The sequence below is a fragment of the Streptomyces lacaronensis genome (genome assembly GCF_047337785.1).
GTDB classification, from domain to species: Bacteria; Actinomycetota; Actinomycetes; order Streptomycetales; family Streptomycetaceae; genus Streptomyces; species Streptomyces lycopersici.
Genome location: NZ_JBLHDK010000003.1, coordinates 8,080,486 through 8,096,323 on the forward strand (window position 1 = coordinate 8,080,486; position 15,838 = coordinate 8,096,323).

At 71.7% G+C, this 15,838-nt stretch carries 17 protein-coding genes and 1 pseudogene; 7 read left to right on the forward strand and 11 right to left on the reverse strand.

What is annotated here, in order from left to right; all coding sequences use genetic code 11:
- Positions 1 to 5 precede the first annotated feature (5 nt).
- Positions 6 to 1,148, reverse strand: coding sequence for an FAD-dependent oxidoreductase (locus tag ACMTAK_RS34665; RefSeq protein ID WP_413809821.1), 1,143 nt, complete (start codon positions 1,146 to 1,148; stop codon positions 6 to 8).
- Between the two features lie 143 nt (positions 1,149 to 1,291).
- Here ACMTAK_RS34665 and ACMTAK_RS34670 point away from each other — a divergent pair, with 143 nt between their 5' ends.
- Both ACMTAK_RS34670 and ACMTAK_RS34675 read left to right on the forward strand, forming a co-directional pair.
- A complete protein-coding gene (locus ACMTAK_RS34670; protein ID WP_413809822.1) occupies positions 1,292 to 2,056 on the forward strand; it encodes a TetR/AcrR family transcriptional regulator in 765 nt (254 codons plus the stop codon).
- Between the two features lie 413 nt (positions 2,057 to 2,469).
- Entirely contained in the window at positions 2,470 to 2,955 is a 486-nt protein-coding gene (locus ACMTAK_RS34675) for a MarR family winged helix-turn-helix transcriptional regulator (protein ID WP_413809823.1), read from the forward strand.
- A gap of 134 nt (positions 2,956 to 3,089) precedes the next feature.
- Here the strand turns inward: ACMTAK_RS34675 and ACMTAK_RS34680 are convergent.
- A pseudogene (locus ACMTAK_RS34680) lies at positions 3,090 to 3,286 on the reverse strand (NAD(P)H-dependent oxidoreductase); the annotation flags it as partial.
- A 112-nt stretch (positions 3,287 to 3,398) separates the two neighbouring features.
- Here ACMTAK_RS34680 and ACMTAK_RS34685 point away from each other — a divergent pair.
- A complete protein-coding gene (locus tag ACMTAK_RS34685) occupies positions 3,399 to 4,067 on the forward strand; it encodes a nitroreductase (RefSeq protein ID WP_413809824.1) in 669 nt (222 codons plus the stop codon).
- A 73-nt stretch (positions 4,068 to 4,140) separates the two neighbouring features.
- Here the strand turns inward: ACMTAK_RS34685 and ACMTAK_RS34690 are convergent, their stop codons facing one another.
- Positions 4,141 to 4,617, reverse strand: a complete 477-nt coding sequence (locus tag ACMTAK_RS34690) for an RrF2 family transcriptional regulator (protein ID WP_413813083.1) — start codon at positions 4,615 to 4,617, stop codon at positions 4,141 to 4,143.
- A 193-nt stretch (positions 4,618 to 4,810) separates the two neighbouring features.
- Here ACMTAK_RS34690 and ACMTAK_RS34695 point away from each other — a divergent pair, with 193 nt between their 5' ends.
- Positions 4,811 to 5,539: an SDR family oxidoreductase gene (locus ACMTAK_RS34695; RefSeq protein WP_413809825.1), complete on the forward strand. Its 729-nt coding sequence runs from the start codon at positions 4,811 to 4,813 to the stop codon at positions 5,537 to 5,539.
- A gap of 56 nt (positions 5,540 to 5,595) precedes the next feature.
- On the opposite strand, the gene ACMTAK_RS34700 is transcribed toward ACMTAK_RS34695, so the two are convergent.
- Both ACMTAK_RS34700 and ACMTAK_RS34705 read right to left on the reverse strand, forming a co-directional pair.
- Positions 5,596 to 5,670: a BBE domain-containing protein gene (locus ACMTAK_RS34700; protein WP_413813084.1), complete on the reverse strand. Its 75-nt coding sequence runs from the start codon at positions 5,668 to 5,670 to the stop codon at positions 5,596 to 5,598.
- Positions 5,671 to 6,005: 335 nt separating this feature from the next.
- Positions 6,006 to 6,677 (reverse strand): restriction endonuclease, encoded by a 672-nt coding sequence (locus ACMTAK_RS34705; RefSeq protein WP_413809826.1) that lies wholly within the window; start codon positions 6,675 to 6,677, stop codon positions 6,006 to 6,008.
- Between the two features lie 267 nt (positions 6,678 to 6,944).
- Between ACMTAK_RS34705 and ACMTAK_RS34710 the strand changes: the two genes are divergently transcribed.
- Together ACMTAK_RS34710 and ACMTAK_RS34715 are read left to right on the forward strand one after the other, a co-directional pair.
- Positions 6,945 to 7,598: an ATP-dependent Clp protease proteolytic subunit gene (locus ACMTAK_RS34710; RefSeq protein ID WP_262703774.1), complete on the forward strand. Its 654-nt coding sequence runs from the start codon at positions 6,945 to 6,947 to the stop codon at positions 7,596 to 7,598.
- 1 nt (position 7,599) lies between these two features.
- Complete coding sequence (locus ACMTAK_RS34715) at positions 7,600 to 8,205, forward strand: ClpP family protease (protein WP_413809827.1); 606 nt, start codon at positions 7,600 to 7,602, stop codon at positions 8,203 to 8,205.
- Between the two features lie 12 nt (positions 8,206 to 8,217).
- Here ACMTAK_RS34715 and ACMTAK_RS34720 read toward each other — a convergent pair whose 3' ends face one another.
- Together ACMTAK_RS34720 and ACMTAK_RS34725 are read right to left on the reverse strand one after the other, a co-directional pair.
- On the reverse strand, positions 8,218 to 8,823 hold the full coding sequence (locus tag ACMTAK_RS34720) for a helix-turn-helix domain-containing protein (RefSeq protein ID WP_413809828.1): 606 nt from the start codon (positions 8,821 to 8,823) through the stop codon (positions 8,218 to 8,220).
- A 331-nt stretch (positions 8,824 to 9,154) separates the two neighbouring features.
- Entirely contained in the window at positions 9,155 to 10,147 is a 993-nt protein-coding gene (locus ACMTAK_RS34725) for an MASE1 domain-containing protein (protein WP_413813085.1), read from the reverse strand.
- A 387-nt stretch (positions 10,148 to 10,534) separates the two neighbouring features.
- Between ACMTAK_RS34725 and ACMTAK_RS34730 the strand changes: the two genes are divergently transcribed.
- Positions 10,535 to 11,317, forward strand: a complete 783-nt coding sequence (locus ACMTAK_RS34730) for an alpha/beta fold hydrolase (protein ID WP_413809829.1) — start codon at positions 10,535 to 10,537, stop codon at positions 11,315 to 11,317.
- On the opposite strand, the gene ACMTAK_RS34735 is transcribed toward ACMTAK_RS34730, so the two are convergent.
- From ACMTAK_RS34735 to ACMTAK_RS34750, 4 genes are all read right to left on the reverse strand, one after another.
- A complete protein-coding gene (locus tag ACMTAK_RS34735) occupies positions 11,301 to 11,993 on the reverse strand; it encodes a lytic transglycosylase domain-containing protein (RefSeq protein ID WP_413809830.1) in 693 nt (230 codons plus the stop codon). The two genes, ACMTAK_RS34730 and ACMTAK_RS34735, sit on opposite strands and share 17 nt — an antisense overlap.
- An 84-nt stretch (positions 11,994 to 12,077) precedes the next feature.
- On the reverse strand, positions 12,078 to 12,767 hold the full coding sequence (locus ACMTAK_RS34740) for a DedA family protein (RefSeq protein ID WP_413809831.1): 690 nt from the start codon (positions 12,765 to 12,767) through the stop codon (positions 12,078 to 12,080).
- A 236-nt stretch (positions 12,768 to 13,003) separates the two neighbouring features.
- On the reverse strand, positions 13,004 to 13,483 hold the full coding sequence (locus tag ACMTAK_RS34745; RefSeq protein WP_413809832.1) for a DoxX family protein: 480 nt from the start codon (positions 13,481 to 13,483) through the stop codon (positions 13,004 to 13,006).
- Positions 13,484 to 13,621: 138 nt separating this feature from the next.
- Positions 13,622 to 15,631 (reverse strand): FAD/NAD(P)-binding protein, encoded by a 2,010-nt coding sequence (locus ACMTAK_RS34750; protein ID WP_413809833.1) that lies wholly within the window; start codon positions 15,629 to 15,631, stop codon positions 13,622 to 13,624.
- Between the last annotated feature and the right edge of the window lie 207 nt (positions 15,632 to 15,838).

Consider the following 15,838-nt stretch of genomic DNA (forward strand, 5'->3'; position numbering starts at 1 on the left):
CGGGGTCATCGGGCGCGATCCTTTCCGATGGACTCGCTGAACGCCCTGACCAGGCCATGGGGCGCGTCGTCGCCGAACATGAGCTCGTCGCTGCCGACACCTTCGGCGGCGACCTCGGCGCTGCGGGGGAACATGGTCCGCTCGTATTCGGCGAGCGCGGTCTCGACGTCGTCGGGGTGCGCGGCGAGGGCCTTGCCGAGTTCGGCGCCGTCGAGCATGGCCAGGTTGGCGCCTTCGCCGTTCGGGGCCGTGAGGTGGGCGGCGTCGCCGACCAGGGTCACCCCCGGCACCCGATCCCACCGGTGCTCGATCGGCAGGGCGTAGTGGGGGCGCAGGACCGGCGGGGTGTCGCCGTCGGTGATCAGCGCGGTGAGCTCCGGTGCCCAGCCGTCGAATTCCCGCACTATACGGGCGGTGGCCGCGGCGGCATCGGTGAAGTCGATCGCGGCGAACCAGTCCTGGGACCTGGGGAGCAATACGTAGGTGTGCAGGGTGTCGCCGCTTTCCCGGTGCGCGTGGATCGCCCTGCCCGGCGCGTGCGCCATCATCGACCCGCCGCCGACCGCTTTGGCGGCGGCGGGGTGCCGGGTGTCGGCGTCGTACAGATACGTCTCGACGAACGACAGGCCGGTGTACTCGGGCATGGCGCTGGACAGCAGCGGCCGGACCCGTGACCACGTGCCGTCCGCGCCGACCAGCAGGCTCGTGACGACGGTGCCGCCGTCGGTGAACGTCACCTCGTGGCGGCCCTCACCGAGGGCACGCGTCCCGCTGACCTTGTGGCCCCACTGGACGGTGCCGGCCGGGAGCGAATCGAGCAGCATCTGCCGCAACTCGCCGCGTTGCACCTCGGGGCGTCCCCCCGTGCCGTCGTCGGCCTGCTCGAACAGCACGGTCCCTTCCCGGTCCAGGGCCCGGAGCGCCTGGCGGCCCTCCAGGACCAGGCCGCGGAACTCGTCCATCAGGTCGGCCGCCCGCACGGCCAGTTGACCGTTGTAGTCGTGGATGTCGAGCATCCCGCCCTGCGAACGCGCCATCGGGGAGGCCTCCGCCTCGTAGACGGTGGCCGGGATGCCGTGGACACGCAGGACGCGGGCGAGCGTGAGCCCGCTGAGTCCGGCGCCGATGATCGTGACGGGAGTGCGCATCGTGACTACTCCTTCGGAGTCGAGGCCGCCCGGCGCCAACCCGGCCAACCTCCCTGGTATGCCATTCCAGCATTGGAACGTCGCTCCATAATGGAACGTCGCTCCATGCTGGAACAACACTCCAGTCATGTCAAAATGGCCGCATGGCACCACGGACACGCCGGTCACAGCGGCGCACAGAGGCGCTCACCCGCGAGCGCATCGTCGAGGCCGCCGTCGAACTGCTCGACACGGCCGGCGAGGGCGGGCTGACCTTCCGGGCGCTGACCGAACGCCTCGCCACCGGGCCAGGGGCGATCTATTGGCATGTGGCGAACAAGGAAGAGCTGCTCGACGCCGCGACCGGCGCGGTCGTCGCCGCCGCTCTGGCCGCCGAACCGGCCGAGCGGGCCGAGTCCGCCCGGCCCGCCGGATCCCCTGACTCGCCGCAGGACAAGATCCGCGCCATCGCGTTCGGCCTGTTCGACGCGATCGAGGACCACCCGTGGCTCCCCACGCAGCTCGCCCTCCAGCTCTCCCGCAGCCCCTGGGGTTCGGTGACGCCGCAGATCTTCGAAAGCATCGGCCGTCAGGTCCGCGCGTTGGGCGTGCCCGAGGGCCACTGGTTCACGGCGGCCTCGGCGCTGGTGCACTACATCCTCGGCGCCACCGGCCAGAACGCCGCGAACGACGCGAGCGCCCGCACCCTCGCCTCCGACGTGGACCGCGCCGAGTTCCTCGACGCCGCGTCGAAGGCATGGGAAGAGCTCGACCCCGACGACTACCCGTTCATCCGTGCCGTCGCGGCCCAGATGCGCGAGCACGACGACCGCGAGCAGTTCCTCGCCGGGATCGACCTCGTCCTCACCGGCATCAGGGCTCTCCACCTGCCCAGCGAACAGGGCCGCACCCCACCACCCGCCACCTGAGCGGGGTGAGGCCCGGCGTGGACGGCGGGATCCGCCTCGCCGAGGCGTGAGGGGAGTTGACGGTGGCCGAGCACGCCTGGCGCACTGCGCTGATCGCCTTGATCAGCGCGGTGCTCGCTGGTGAGACCCGGCTGCGGTGGGACGCTGCGGGGCCTCGGGCCGGGCGCTACCCGGTGCGGAGCCTGCGGGCCGGCAGGGTGTCAGAAGGCGCGCATGTTGGACAGGATCTCGCCCGCGCTTCGGGTCGCGGAGGGCGCGTGCTTGTGCTGGGGGTCACGAGGGGGTGCGGGGTGACCGGCGGCTGGGCGGCATGCTAGCCGTCCCGGGGTCTGGGGGCCTGGGCCGGGTTCGCTCGCCGGAGTTGGTTTCAATTGATACCGTATCGAACGAATGAGTGGCTGTAATGTGACCCCATGAGCGCCGATCTCCCTCACCACACCACCGCCTCGCGGGCGACCGGCCGTGCCGGGGATGCCTCGCCCTTCGCGCTCGGCTTGCTGCTGCGTCGGGCGCACTGGCGGGCGGCGGCGGTGATGACGGAGGCGCTTCGGCCGCTTGGCATTGAGTTGCGACACTTTGCCGTGTTGATCGTGCTGGTCGACCGCGGGCCTACGGTGCAGCGGGATCTGGCGGCGGCGACGGGGACGGACAAGGCGGGGATCATGCGCGTTGTGGACGACCTGGAGCGCAAGGGGCTGGTTGTGCGCAAGGCCGTGCCGGGGGACCGGCGGGTGCGGGCCGTGGAGATCACGCCTCAGGGGCTTGAGCTCTTCGACGCGGCCCATGTGGCGGCGGAGCCGCTGGCCGAGCGGCTGGTCGGCGAGCTGGGGTCCGATGAGGCCGAGCGGCTGAAGGATCTGCTGACCCGGTTTGCCTATCCCGCGGAGGGTGGGGCGTAAGGGCGTTATGCGTCGGCCGTTGCCTGGGATGGAGTGAGTGGACGCCGTGTGACGGCCTTGCCTCGGTGAGGCGTCACGCGGCGTCCATGGCGCCTGGGGCTACGCGGGCAGGCGCTACGCGCTCCGCGGTGGGGTGCGGGCGGCGCGGTGTAGCCCGCGGACCAGGCGTCGGCGGTGATGTGGGGGCGGGTTCGGCGGCGAGGTCGTGGTAGATCACCGTGCCCTCCGGGTGCTGCTCCTCCCATGCCCTGCGGAAGGCGGCCGCGACCGAACGGGACGCGGACGCCTCGCCCGGACGTACGGACGAGTCGATGTGCAACAGCGTGACCATGGACTTTCTCCCATGAGTGCTCGGTGATGGTTGCGAGTGCGATGGTATCGAATGATACAGTTTCGATCGTAGCGAAGATGTGGCGCCTTGAGCAGATGGGAGATGGGCGATCTTGGATGTCTACGAGGCCGTCACGAGCCGGCGGGCGGTGCGGGGATTCACCGACCGGCAGGTTCCGCGGGAGGTGCTGGAGCGGGTGTTGTCCGCCGCGGCTTGGGCGCCGTCCGCGTCGAACCTCCAGCCGTGGCACGCCTACGTGCTGACCGGCGGGCCGCTGGCCGAGCTCAAGAAGCGGGCCGGTGAGCGGCTGGACGCGGGCGACGCCTGGGACGGACCGGAGTACGAGCAGTACCCGCCCGCGCTGAAGTCCCCGTACCGCGAGCGCCGAGCCGCATTCGGCGAGCAGCGCTACGGCGCGCTCGGGATCCCCCGCGAGGACCTGGAGGCGCGCCAGCGGGCCGCCTCCGCGAACTGGCAGTGCTTCGGCGCGCCCGCCGCCCTGTTCTGCTATATCGACCGCGACCTGGGCGGACCTCAGTGGTCCGACGTCGGCATGTTTCTGCAGACCGTCATGGTGCTGCTCCGCGCCGAAGGGCTGCACAGCTGCACGCAGATGGCGTGGGCGAAGTACCACAAGACCGTCGCGGAGATCGTGTCGCCGCCGGAGGGGCTCATCCTCTTCTGCGGCATGTCGATCGGGTACGAGGACGTCGCCGCGAGTCACCCCCGTACGGGGCGGGCGCCGCTCGGCGAGACGGTCAGGTTCGTCGACAGCTGCTGAGGCGACGGCTGCTGAGTCGACCGCTGCTCAGCCGACGGCTGCTGAGTCGACGGCTGCTGAGGGGCGAGGGGTCTCAGGCCTGCGGGGTGGTCAGCCACGCGCTGACGCGGGCCAGCGCGGTGGGGCCCGAAGTGGTGGCCACGTCCTGGGCCAGGTCGGCGATCGAGACCGTACGCAGCGCCTCTCGCCAGGCCGCGTCCGCGCCGCCCATCACACGGGCGATCGGGCACGGGGTGGTGCATGCCTCGGCGGGGGTGGCCAGCGGGCCGCGCTGGCGGATCTCCGTGCAGGTGAACGCCGGGCTGGGGCCGTCGACCGCCTCGACCACATCGAGCACGGTGATCGAGGCGGGCTCCCGGGTGAGGACGTAGCCGCCCGCCTTGCCCTGGACCGAGCGGACGAGCCCGGCCCGGGAGAGCGCCTGTAGCTGTTTGGCCAGGTAGCTCGCCGATACGTCGTGCAGTTCCGCAAGCCTGGTCGCGGGGATGGGCTCCTCGACGGATGTGAGCACGACGCAGCAGTGCAGGGCCCACTCGACTCCGCCGGACATCTTCACCCGCCCCACTCTAATCAGCTCGCCGATCAGCCCGCTTACTCGGACAACTTGTGTCCGGGTATTTTCTCGGACAAGATGTGTCCGAGTTTGATGGGCGGCGCGGCCACGTGGTTCATGCGCCGTATCCAGGCAGGCGCCGTGCGCCCATGCGGGCGCCCATGCGCAGCACTCCGACGAAAGGCATGTCATGAAGTTCGCGGTCATCGGCGGTACCGGGCTGATCGGGTCCCAGGTCGTCAAGAATCTGAACGCCGCCGGACACGAGGCGGTGCCGCACGCGCTGTCCACCGGCGTCGACATCATCAGCGGTCAGGGGCTGGACGAGGCGGTCGCGGGAGCCGACGTCGTCGTCAACCTGACGAACTCCCCGACCTTCGACGAAGCCTCCCCGGCCTTCTTCAAGACCTCGATGGACAACCTGCTGGCCGCGGCCCGGAAGGGCGGCGTCGGCCACTTCGTGATCCTCTCGATCGTCGGCGTGGACCAGGTGCCGGAGCTGGACTACTACCGGGCCAAGGCGCTCCAGGAGGAGATCCTCGCGGCCGGGCCGATCCCGTACTCGATCGTCCGGGCGACGCAGTTCATGGAGTTCATGGACGCGGTCCTGTCCTGGACCGCCGACGGCGACACCGTCCGGCTGCCCGCCACGCCGATCCAGCCGATCGCCGCCAAGGACGTGGCCGCGGCGGTGACGGAGGCCGCCGTGGGCGCCCCGCTGCGGGGTATTCGCAACGTCGCCGGACCCGAGGTCTTCCCGCTGGACGAGCTGGGCCGGATCACCCTGGCCCAGAAGGGCGACCCCCGCACCGTCGTCACCGACCCGGCCGCCGGGATGTTCGCCGTCGTCCAGGGGGACGTCCTGACCGACACGGATGCCCAGTTGGCCCCCACCCGTTACGTCGACTGGCTCTCCTGACCCGCGCGCGGTACTCGCGCGCGGCCCGGAGAAGCCGAGCCTCGGCCCGCCCGGCGTTACGGCCCCGGCGGGCGGGGCTCGATGTTGTGGTTGAGCCGGAAGACGTTGTCCGGGTCGTACGGGGCCTTCACGGCGGCCAGGTGGCGGCCGGGCGCGGGCGTCGTCGGCCTGGTCGTCCCACAGGCCGATGGGGTGCACGGTCCACGGCGACGCGCGCCACGGCGACGCGCGCCACGGCGACGCGCGCCACGGCAGCGGAAACTCGGAGGGCCCCTTGGTCACGGCCCCGCCCTGCGGGAACAGCGCATGCTGAGAGTGGGGAGGGGACGATCACGTCGGGGGCGTGCTCGTTGATCATCTCCGCGTCGTGGCCGAGGTGCGGCAGGGGAGCGGCGAGGTCGCGGGCCTGCTCCTCGTGGCCGATGTACGTGTCCGGGGCGCGTCGGGAACGGCGCTCAGCGGGCATCTACCCCGGCTGGGGACCCCTGAGGCTTCGGGGCCTACGGCCGGTACGGCCGTTGCCCGCGCCGTTGAGGGGGAGCAGCGACTCCAGGGTGGCGCCCCGCACCCAGGCGCCGAGGAGGTTCCGGTGCAGGGCGAGGATCCCGTGCTTCATCGCGAGCTTCTCCGCCTCCCGGGTGAAGGCGCAGGTGGCGACGTACACCGCGACGTCCGCGCCGTGTTCGGCCTTCGCGGTGCCGAGGAACTTCTGCATATCGCCGCTCGACACGGTGCGATGGGGTGCGTAGTGCTTGCACTGGATCACCAGCAGGCGGCCGTCCGGCATGCGGCCGATGACGTCCGCGCCCAGGTCGCCCGACTTCCCGGAGACGACGACCTGGGTGCAGCCGTCCCGGCGGCACAGCTCCGCGACGTAACTCTCGAACCGCTGCCAGGTCATGGCGTCCACCTCGGCCATGGACCGCTCACGTGCCGCGTTCTCCTGCTCGGTCTGCCAGGCCCGGTGCTGCGCCACGGTACGCAGACGCGTTTTCCGCAGCCACCAGCCGATGGCGCCGAACAGGCCGACGAGGACGACCCCGAGGACATACGGCCATACCGTCTTCCAGGTCAGGGCCAGCGCGAGGGCCGCCACCGCGCCGCCGCTCCAGGCCGTGCGGCGCAGTCGTGCCTTCAACCGCCGTAATGCCGCTTTACGTCCCCGTCGTTGTCGTTGTCGCGGTCGCCCTCGAACGGTCATTGTCTGCGCCCCCCTGTCGGCTCGTTTCCCGCCCCCGCAGTGTCGGGAGCGGCGGGACGTCCCCGCAAGACCGCCCCTCGCGCGGCGGCCGGGTCTGCCGTGGGCGAATCTGCTGCGGGCCAAGATTCCTTACGGAGCAGGCGAATTGGGTCGATGGTGAAAGGACCGCGGCGGTGTGGGTCGCGGTATTCACAGGGAGGTCCGATGGGAACATTCGCCACCGGCTGGGAGCCGGCAATGAGTCCGCGAGCCGCGGACGGGGACACGGCACCCACGCGGTTCGACGATCACCTGGCCGCGCAGCTGCTGACCCAGCGCATCGTCTTTCTCGGAACGCAGGTGGACGAGGTGTCCGCGAACCGGGTGTGTGCGCAGATGCTGCTGCTGTCGGCCGAGGACCCGCGGTCGGACATCAGCCTCTACGTCAATAGCCCGGGCGGTTCGGTGACGGCGGGGCTGGCGATCTACGACACGATGCGGCTGATTCCGAACGACGTCTCCACGCTCGTCATGGGATTCGCCGCGAGCATGGGGCAGTTTCTGCTCACCGTGGGCACGACGGGAAAGCGCTACGCGCTGCCGAATTCCCGCATCATGATGCATCAGCCGTCCGCCGGTATCGGGGGGAGCACGGCCGATATCGCGATTCAGGCCGAGAATCTGGAATTCATGAAGCGGTCGATCGAGCGGATCACGGCGGAGCACACCGGGCAGAGCGTGGAGACGATTTCGCGCGACGGTGACCGCGACCGGTGGTTCACACCGGAGCAGGCGAAGGAGTACGGAATGGTCGATCGGGTCGTGGAGTCGCTCGCGGACGTACGGCCCGCCGGTACGCGGCGCAGGATGGGGATCTGATATGGGGCAGTACACGATTCCGACGGTTGTCGAGCGCACCACGCAGGGGGAGCGGGCGTACGACATCTACAGCCGGCTGCTGTCCGAGCGGATCATCTTCCTCGGTACGGAGATCGACGACGGCGTCGCCAACGTCGTCATCGCGCAGCTGCTCCACCTCGAATCGTCGAGCCCGGAGCAGGAGGTCTCGATCTACATCAACTCACCGGGCGGCTCGTTCACCTCGCTGATGGCGATCTACGACACGATGACGTTCGTGTCCGCGCCCATCTCCACGTTCTGCGTGGGACAGGCGGCCTCGACCGCGGCGGTGCTGCTGGCCGGGGGAGACCCCGGGCGGCGGTTCGTGCTGGAGCACTCCCGGGTGCTGCTGGGGCAGCCGGTGAGCGGCGGTGCGCAGGGCACGGTCTCGGACCTCAGCCTCCAGGCCAAGGAGATGCTCCGGATCCGCTCGCAGGTCGAGGAGGTGCTGGCACGCCATACGCCCCACGACGCCGCCACGCTCCGCGCCGATATGGACCGCGACAAGGTCTTCACGGCGGAGGAGGCGGTGGCGTACGGGCTCGCCGACGAGGTGCTGAGCCGACGGATGGCCCGGGGATTCTGAGGGCTCGGTGCCTCAGGCGGCCAGGCGTACGTCGCCCTGCCGCCCCGCGTGCCGGGCCCCGCGGTCCGCGACGGACGTGCCGGAGGTGGCGGAGGTGACGGACGTGGCGGAGGTGGCGGAGGTGACGGACGTGGCGGAGGTGACGGACGTGAGGGACGCGACCGACGTCGCCGCGCCGTCGCGCCGCCGCGGGCCGGAGACGAGCCGGATCAACTCGCCCTGGGCCATCGCGAGAAGGTCGGCCAGGCCCAGGCCGAGTGCGCGGGCGGCGGCCGCGAGGACCTCGGACGACGCCTCCTTGCGGCCCCGTTCGAGCTCGGAGAGGTACGGCATCGAGATACGGGCCGCCTCGGCCACGTCCTTGAGCGTGCGCTGCTGGGTGAGGCGCTCGCGCCGCAGCACGCCACCGACGACATCCCGCCACAAGGGCTCCTTCACCGGCTCCCGGCCGGGCTGCTCCGGTCCGCCCGGAGTACCCGGGGTGCCCGGGGTGCCTGGAACGGCGGGGGCGGCCGCGGGGGTTCCGGCCCCGGCGGTGGCTCCCGCCCGGGGCGCCGGGTCCGCGGTGGCCGGACGCAGGGGAATGACGCGGGCTCGGTTCGACGCGTGGCTGCTCACCCCCTCAGGGTAGGAGCGTCGCGCCCCACGGGAAGGGGGCAGCGTTCTGCCGTTGGCGAATCGCTCATGCGTTCGGCGTGGGGCGGATGGCGCGAACCGGGCGCGCACACCCGGCGCATCCCCGGCGCGGAGCCCCGTTGTCAGTGCCGGGCCCTAGCGTATGGCTGTCCTTATTCACGCTTGCTGGGCTGCTTGCGTAACTCGGACACGGCGGGGGCCGGGCCCAACAGCGCGGGTCCGGCCCCCGACGGAAAGACGGTTCGACGCCAGGCGGCGATCTTCGTGGGCCGGGCGGGGTCGTCGCGCCCGTGTCCAACCGGGGTACGGCCCGCTATCGCCTGTCCGGGGAGCCGCGGTCGCCCTCGGGTGGGCGGGGCTCGTCCGGGGTCAGGCGGAAGACGACGTCGGCCAACTGGGCGCAGACGCGCTCGATCTGGCGTCGGGTGGCGTTGCGTTCGGTGATGATCGCGGACAGGAGCAGGGCCGTCAGGGCCGTGGAGCCGTTGAACGCCTGGAGGGTGACCATCCGGGCCGTGAGCGAGTGGTGGGAGAACGGGCCGGTGCCCTCCGCCGTCGAGGCGATCGCGAGGACCGTGACGATGAGCGAGCACGGGGCGGCGCCGGCGAGCTGGAAGCGCAGGGCGGCCCAGATCAGGAACGGGAAGACCAGGAAGAGCAGACTGACCTCCGCCCGCATGGCCACCAGCGTGACGGCCGCCGTGCCCAGCAGCAGGGCCGCCGTCTCCAGCAGGCGGTACGGACCGGCGCCGCGCGGGAGCCGGGTGCGGTGGAGCACCAGCAGTACGGGGGTGATCACCAGGACGCCCATCGCGTCGCCCGTCCACCACACCGACCAGGCCGTCCAGAAGTCATCCGCGGTGAGCGCGCCCGACAGCAGGAGCGCGACCGTGCCCACCGTGGCGCTGATCAGCATGCCCGCCAGGGCGCCGAGGAAGACCAGGACCAGCGCGTCCCGCAGCCGGTCCACGGCGGGCCGGAAGCCCACCCGCCGCAGCAGCAGATACGAGCAGATCGGGGCCAGGGTGTTGCCCGCCACGATCGCGATGACGGCCGGGGCCGACGGGCCGATGGGGGCGTTGACCGCGACGGCGCCCAGGGCGATGCCCGGCCAGGCCATCGGGCCCAGCGTCAGCAGACAGGCCAGCGCGATGCCGGTCGGCGGCCACAGCGGGGTGACCTGACCGCGCACCAGCTCCTGGAGCAGTCCGATCCTGGCGCCCGCGTAGTAGAGGGCGGCGACGGCCACGAGCCGCAGCGCGGTGGCGCCGTGACGCCGGAGGCTGTTGTTCCGCCGGATCCCCATGTCGCGCGCCACAGTCGCCATCAGACTACGGGCGTCCTCGGACGGCGCGGCTGACACGCGGCCACCGGGGCCGGGCTCGCCCGTACGCAGCACGGCCGACACCCCGGGCGTCCGCTTCCACCACATGGTCACCGTGTCGCTCGGCGGCACCGGCACCATCGGCCATGTCGTCAACAACACGGGTGGGCCCGCCAATTCGCAAGGCTCGTTGTGCGGTCGCCGATGCTCACTCGCGCACAGACGCCGCGCCCGCGATACGACCCCTTCCCGGGGGTATCGCGGGCACGCATATGCGCAGCGGGCTTGCCCACCCGAAGCGGGAGACGTCACCGTTGTCCCCCACGGGCACGCGCCGCGCGCCCGTATTCGACTGGGACCGGAGGTGCCATGGGACCGATCGTTCCACCCCTCGTTCCACCGTACGAAACCGTCGGCGACGGGCCGCACCATGTGATGGCGGTGCACGGCTGGTTCTCGGACCGGGCCGCGTACGCCGCGATGCTGCCGCACGTCGACCGGCGCGGGTTCACCTATGTGCTGCCCGATCTGCGCGGCTACGGCGAGGCGCGCGACATCCCCGGCGCGTACACCACCGGCGAGGCCGGGGGCGATCTGCTCGCGCTCGCCGATCACCTCGGCTGGGAGCGGTTCTCGCTCATCGGCCACTCGATGGGCGCGGCCGTCGTCCAGCGCGTCCTGGCGGCCGCCCCGGACCGGGTCCGCCGGCTGGTCGGGGTCGCGCCGGTGCCGGCCAGCGGGGTGCCGATGGAGGGCGAGCAGTGGCAGCTGTTCGCGGCCGCCGCCGACCGCCCGGAGAACCGCCGGGAGATCATCGACCTCACCACCGGCGGCCGCCACCCGGCCGCCTGGCTGGATCTGATGGTGCGGCACTCAGTGGAGCACAGCGACCCCAAGGCGCTCCGCGCATGGCTGGACTCCTGGGCGCTGGAGGACTTCCACGAGGACATAGCCGGTGCCCAGGTGCCGGTACGGATCGTGGTCGGCGCCCACGACCCCGCGCTCACCGCCGAGGTGATGCGGCAGACCTGGCTGCGCTGGTACGTCAACGCCGAGCTGGTGGAGCTGGAGTACGCCGGGCACTACCCCGCCGATGAGACACCGCAGGAACTCGTACGGGCCGTGGAGGACTTCATCACGGCCGACGCGTAGCCGCCGGTGAGGAGCCGGAGGCGGGCCCGGACGGATCGCCGGAGGGGGAGGCCGGTGTGGAGGGTGAGGCGGAGGCACTGCTGGTGTGCTTCGCCTCGCTCTCCTGGTACCTCTTCTCGCTCTTCCGGTACTTGGGCAGCAGCTCCTTCAAGATCTTGTCGACATACTCCCGCGTCTCGAGGATCTTCGGGATGCCGCGCGCCCGGAGCACCGCGTTCGGCCCCGCGTTGTACGCCGCGAGCGCGAGCCGGGTCGCCCCGAGCCCGGCCTTGCCGCCCGGGACCACCTTGACCACGTCGTACAGATGGCACATGTAGCGGGCCTGTGAGGGGATGGCGTCGCGGGGCTCCCAGACGTCGGCCTTGCCGTCGCCGTCGCCGTCCTGGCCCCACTCCTTCCAGGTGACCGGGGAGAACTGCGAAATGCCCTGGGCGTGCCCGGAGTCCGCGTCCCGGCGCCAGCCGCTCTCCGCGTCGATCTGGGCGGCCAGCAGCGGCACGCTCAGCGGGGAGCAGGTGCGGACCGCCGCCTCCACGACGGGGCGCCTGGCATCGGGGATCACCGGCAGCTCGGGCTCCGAGGGCTCGGTGAGGTGCCGTACGACCAGGACCGCGGCGACGACCAGGGCGAGGCCGGCGAGGAACGCGGCGACCATCCCGGCGGCGCGGGTCAGCATGCCGGAACGGGCACGATGGGGGTACGCATGCAGGGACCGTAGCCGGTATCGCGGGCCGATCCGTAATCGGTCGCCGACACGGCCCTACCGCGCCTGGTGGGCACCGGACAGCGGCTGCCCGGCCGGACCCGCGGGGAGCGGTCCTGCCTCACCCTCACCCGGACGCTTCATCACATACGCGGCACCGGCGCCCGCCGCGAACAGCGCGAGCACCGAGACCGCCGTGCCGAGCCAGGTGGCGCCGAGCCACTGGCCACCGACATAGCCGAGGGCCACGCTGTACGCCGCCCAGGCCAGCCCGGCCACCGCCGACCACGGCAGGAATTCCTTCACCCTCCGGTGGGCCGCGCCCGCGCTCAGGCTGACGACCGAGCGTCCCGCGGGCGCGAAGCGGGCTATCACCACGAGCGGACCGCCGCCACGCACCAGCGCGGTGCCCAACTTCTCCTGGGCGGAGGTGAGTCGGCGGGAGCGGGCGATGGCGCGGTCGAGCCGGTCGCTGCCGCGCCAGGCCAGCCGGTAGGCGACCATGTCCCCGAGGACGGAGGCGGTCGCGGCACACAGCATCAGCCCGAACATGGCGGGGAAGTCGGCCGCGCCGGCCTGGCGCACCACACCGACGGCGTCAACGGTGGTGCCGGCGGCCGCGGTGGCGGCGGTGATCACCAGAACTCCGCTGGGCAGAACGGGCAGGAAGACGTCGAGCAGGACGGATGCCCCGATTACCGCATAGATCCATGGGGTGTTGGTCAGCGACCCCAAATGTTCCAACAACGTTCTACTCCCGATCCCGGTCCCCCCGCTGCGCATGTCGCCGGGAAGCGGCAGGCGTCAGCCTGTAACAGCCATACAGCGTACGCCTGTGACTGAAGAGGATAACGGTAAGGGGTGTGATGATGTTGTTCGAATCACGCCATGCGGGGCGTTCGACCCCGCATGGCGTGATGGGCGACGTGATGTCGAATGCGTGGAACTGACGGCTGGACGAGGTGCCGTCCGGCTGTCGTCCGTCAGACCCGGGACGGCTCGCGCGGCGTCTCCGGCGCCGCCTCGCTCGCGCGGGGCGAGCCGAATATCCGGTCCAGCGCCCAGGGGCCGGGCCCGGTGAAGACGAGCAGCAGCAGGGCCCAGCAGAACATCGCGGCGGGCTCGCCGCCGTTCTGAATGGGCCACAGCTTCTCGGGCTGGTGCTCGTGGAAGTACGCGTAGGCCATCGAGCCCGAGGAGATGAAGGCCGCGCTGCGGCTGCCGACGCCGAGCATCACCAGTGCGCCGCCGACGAGTTGGATGACGGCCGCGTACCAGCCCGGCCAGGTGCCGGCCTCGATGGTCTTGCCGGTGCCCATCATGCCGCCGAACCAGCCGAGCAGCGACGAGGCGCCGTGGCAGAAGAACAGCAGCCCGACCACGATGCGGAAGAGGGAGAGGACATACGGCTTGGCGCTGTCGAGCGCCTCGCCGAGGGTGCGGGGGGTGGTGGAAGAAGGCATGGGAGGGGAGCTCCTTGCTCCTGGGGACGGAGAACAGCGGAACGCCAGGTTAGGTTCCCCTCATCTTTTGTTGCAAGTTCAAGTTCCTGCCAATGTGAGTGCCCCGGGGGCCCTTTTCCGACGTCCTGAACCCGCTCCTCAGAGCCCCACGGCGCACATCAGGGCAGCTTCCTGCCGAGGCTCCCGCGCGGTCGTCACGCGCAGCACCGCCCGTGCCACCGCGTCCGTGTCGCAGAGGGTGACGGAGTTGACGCCCGGCCGCGCGCCCGCGGCCGTCACCCAGTGGACCCCCTCGGTCGGCACCCCGAGGGCGAACCGCCGCGGATGCGGGCGGCCCTGGGCGTCCACCAGCCGGTAGGGGGCGGTGGTGACGTCGAGGCCGCCGGTCTCATAGCCCTCCACCCAGTGCGGACGGCCCTGCCCGGTCTCCAGCAGATGGATCAGCAACTCATCGGCGGTCCGGCGCACATCCGGCTCCGGCAGCCGCGCCTCGATCAGCGTCGTGACCGCCACCGGCGGACCCGGCACCTCGGCCGACCGCGCGGCGAATCCGGCCTCGTCAGCCCCTTGGCCCGGACTTTCCAAGGTCACTTCAAGTCGTGGGCCGAGGACGTCCAGGATGCCCGCCTCGATCAGCGCGGCCATCTCCTCGATCCGGCGGCGCGGCGGGCCGATCGAGAGGAAGGCGTTGAGCGGGGTGTACCAGCGGTCCAGATGGGCACGGCGGGACGCCCCCGTCAGCCCGCCGTGGTCGACGATCAGACGCACCTCGTTGCGGAGGTCGCGCAGCACGTCGAGGGCGGCCTTGACCGGGCCCTCGACATTGCCCAGCCGTGCGTGCGCCACGTCCTGGTGGGCGTAGGCCAGCAGCCACCGCCGGAATTCGTCACGCCCCGTGAACCGGCGTCCGCGGTACGGCTTGGCCACCGCCTCCCAGGACCAGCGCTCCGCCTCCGGAATGCCGTACTCCGCGAGTACGGCGGCCTCTTCGGGGCTGCCGTGCTCGGTGGCCAAAAAGTGACGCCTGAAGCGTGCTGGGGTGAACGGGGTGGGGGTTCCGGAGCCGGACTCGGGGGCTTCCGGGGCGGTCGAGGCCTCCGGGGTGGCCGTGGCTTCCGGGGTGGCCGGGGCGTGGGTGTCGGGCGCGCGAAGGACCAGCAGCGCCTCGTAGTAGACCGTCTCGGCCTCCTTGGCCACGAGGGGCCATATCTCGGTGAGGAAGTCCGGCGGATCGCCGGCGTCCGCGCGCTTGCGGAAGTGGCCGAGCACATCGGGGGTCAGCAGCAGCGGGGTGTGCCGGCCGCACGGCCCCTTCGCGTTGTCGCCCCGCGCGTGGTACGGGATGCCGCGCCGCGACCCCGCGTACAGCCGTGGCTCGAGCCCCGAGGGCCGGTAGACCAGGCCGCCGTGCGGGTGGGGGACGAACGTGCCGCCCCGGCCCGCCGTCAGCAGCGCCAGGTGGTCGAAGAAGTTGAGGCCGAGGCCGCGCAGCAGCACCGGCTCGCCCGGCGCGATGAGCGACAAGTCGACATCGGCGGGGTTGGCGGGCGGGTAGTAGCGCAGCCCGCGCCGCTCCGCGTGGGCCGCGTACCGCCGCTCCGTGGCGTCGGTGGCCGTCGGCAGGTGGCCCTGCGCCAGGACGACCGCGCGCAGCCCCTCCAGACGGCTCCCGTCATCCAGCGTCAGCGCCTGCGCGCCGTCGGCCCGTTCCTCCAGCCGTACGGCGCGGGCCCGGTGCACCCGGACGGTCACGGTGTCCGGCGCGCCCCGCACCACCTCGCCGAACACCCACTCCAGATAGCGGCCGTAGAGCGCGCGGCTGGGGTAGTCGTCCGGGCCGAGGCCGGGCGCCAGGCCGCGCGCGGTGACCCATTCGTACAGGCTCGGCCCGGTCCGTACCGGTCCGCCGCATTCGACGCTCGCATCGGTGAACAGGGTGACCTGCGAGGCCACGGTGTTCATCAGCAACTCGTCCGGCTGGGCGGTGCGCCAGACCCGTCCCGCGCCGGGCGGGGAGGGGTCCACCATGTGCACGGTCAGCGGGGTGCCGGGCGCCAGCTCCGGGGCCGAGGCGCACAGGCGCTCCAGCACGCTGGTGCCGCGCGGCCCGGCGCCGACGACGGCTATCGCGTGAGAGTCTCCGGCCAAGGCTGTGTCTCCCGGGGCAGATGTGACGCAGGATGCGCGCCCATCATGCCGCCCGCTCCACACGAATCTCCCCGGTCTCCGGAACCTGCCGCTCCGTTGTGGCCTGTATCACGGACGTACGCCGCCATCACGTGACGTAGGCCGCCATCACGTGACGTACAGGGCCATCCCGTGACGTACAGAGCGGAACGGTGCCCAAGGGGCGGC

Coding starts and splice junctions, on each gene's coding strand:
- ACMTAK_RS34735 (WP_413809830.1), bottom strand. CDS start 11,993: ATGCTGACCCGCGCCGCCGGGATGGTCGCCGCGTTCCTCGCCGGCCTC.
- ACMTAK_RS34710 (WP_262703774.1), top strand. CDS start 6,945: ATGGGAACATTCGCCACCGGCTGGGAGCCGGCAATGAGTCCGCGAGCC.
- ACMTAK_RS34675 (WP_413809823.1), top strand. CDS start 2,470: ATGAGCGCCGATCTCCCTCACCACACCACCGCCTCGCGGGCGACCGGC.
- ACMTAK_RS34715 (WP_413809827.1), top strand. CDS start 7,600: ATGGGGCAGTACACGATTCCGACGGTTGTCGAGCGCACCACGCAGGGG.
- ACMTAK_RS34695 (WP_413809825.1), top strand. CDS start 4,811: ATGAAGTTCGCGGTCATCGGCGGTACCGGGCTGATCGGGTCCCAGGTC.
- ACMTAK_RS34725 (WP_413813085.1), bottom strand. CDS start 10,147: ATGGGGATCCGGCGGAACAACAGCCTCCGGCGTCACGGCGCCACCGCG.
- ACMTAK_RS34690 (WP_413813083.1), bottom strand. CDS start 4,617: ATGTCCGGCGGAGTCGAGTGGGCCCTGCACTGCTGCGTCGTGCTCACA.
- ACMTAK_RS34670 (WP_413809822.1), top strand. CDS start 1,292: ATGGCACCACGGACACGCCGGTCACAGCGGCGCACAGAGGCGCTCACC.
- ACMTAK_RS34745 (WP_413809832.1), bottom strand. CDS start 13,483: ATGCCTTCTTCCACCACCCCCCGCACCCTCGGCGAGGCGCTCGACAGC.
- ACMTAK_RS34665 (WP_413809821.1), bottom strand. CDS start 1,148: ATGCGCACTCCCGTCACGATCATCGGCGCCGGACTCAGCGGGCTCACG.
- ACMTAK_RS34730 (WP_413809829.1), top strand. CDS start 10,535: ATGGGACCGATCGTTCCACCCCTCGTTCCACCGTACGAAACCGTCGGC.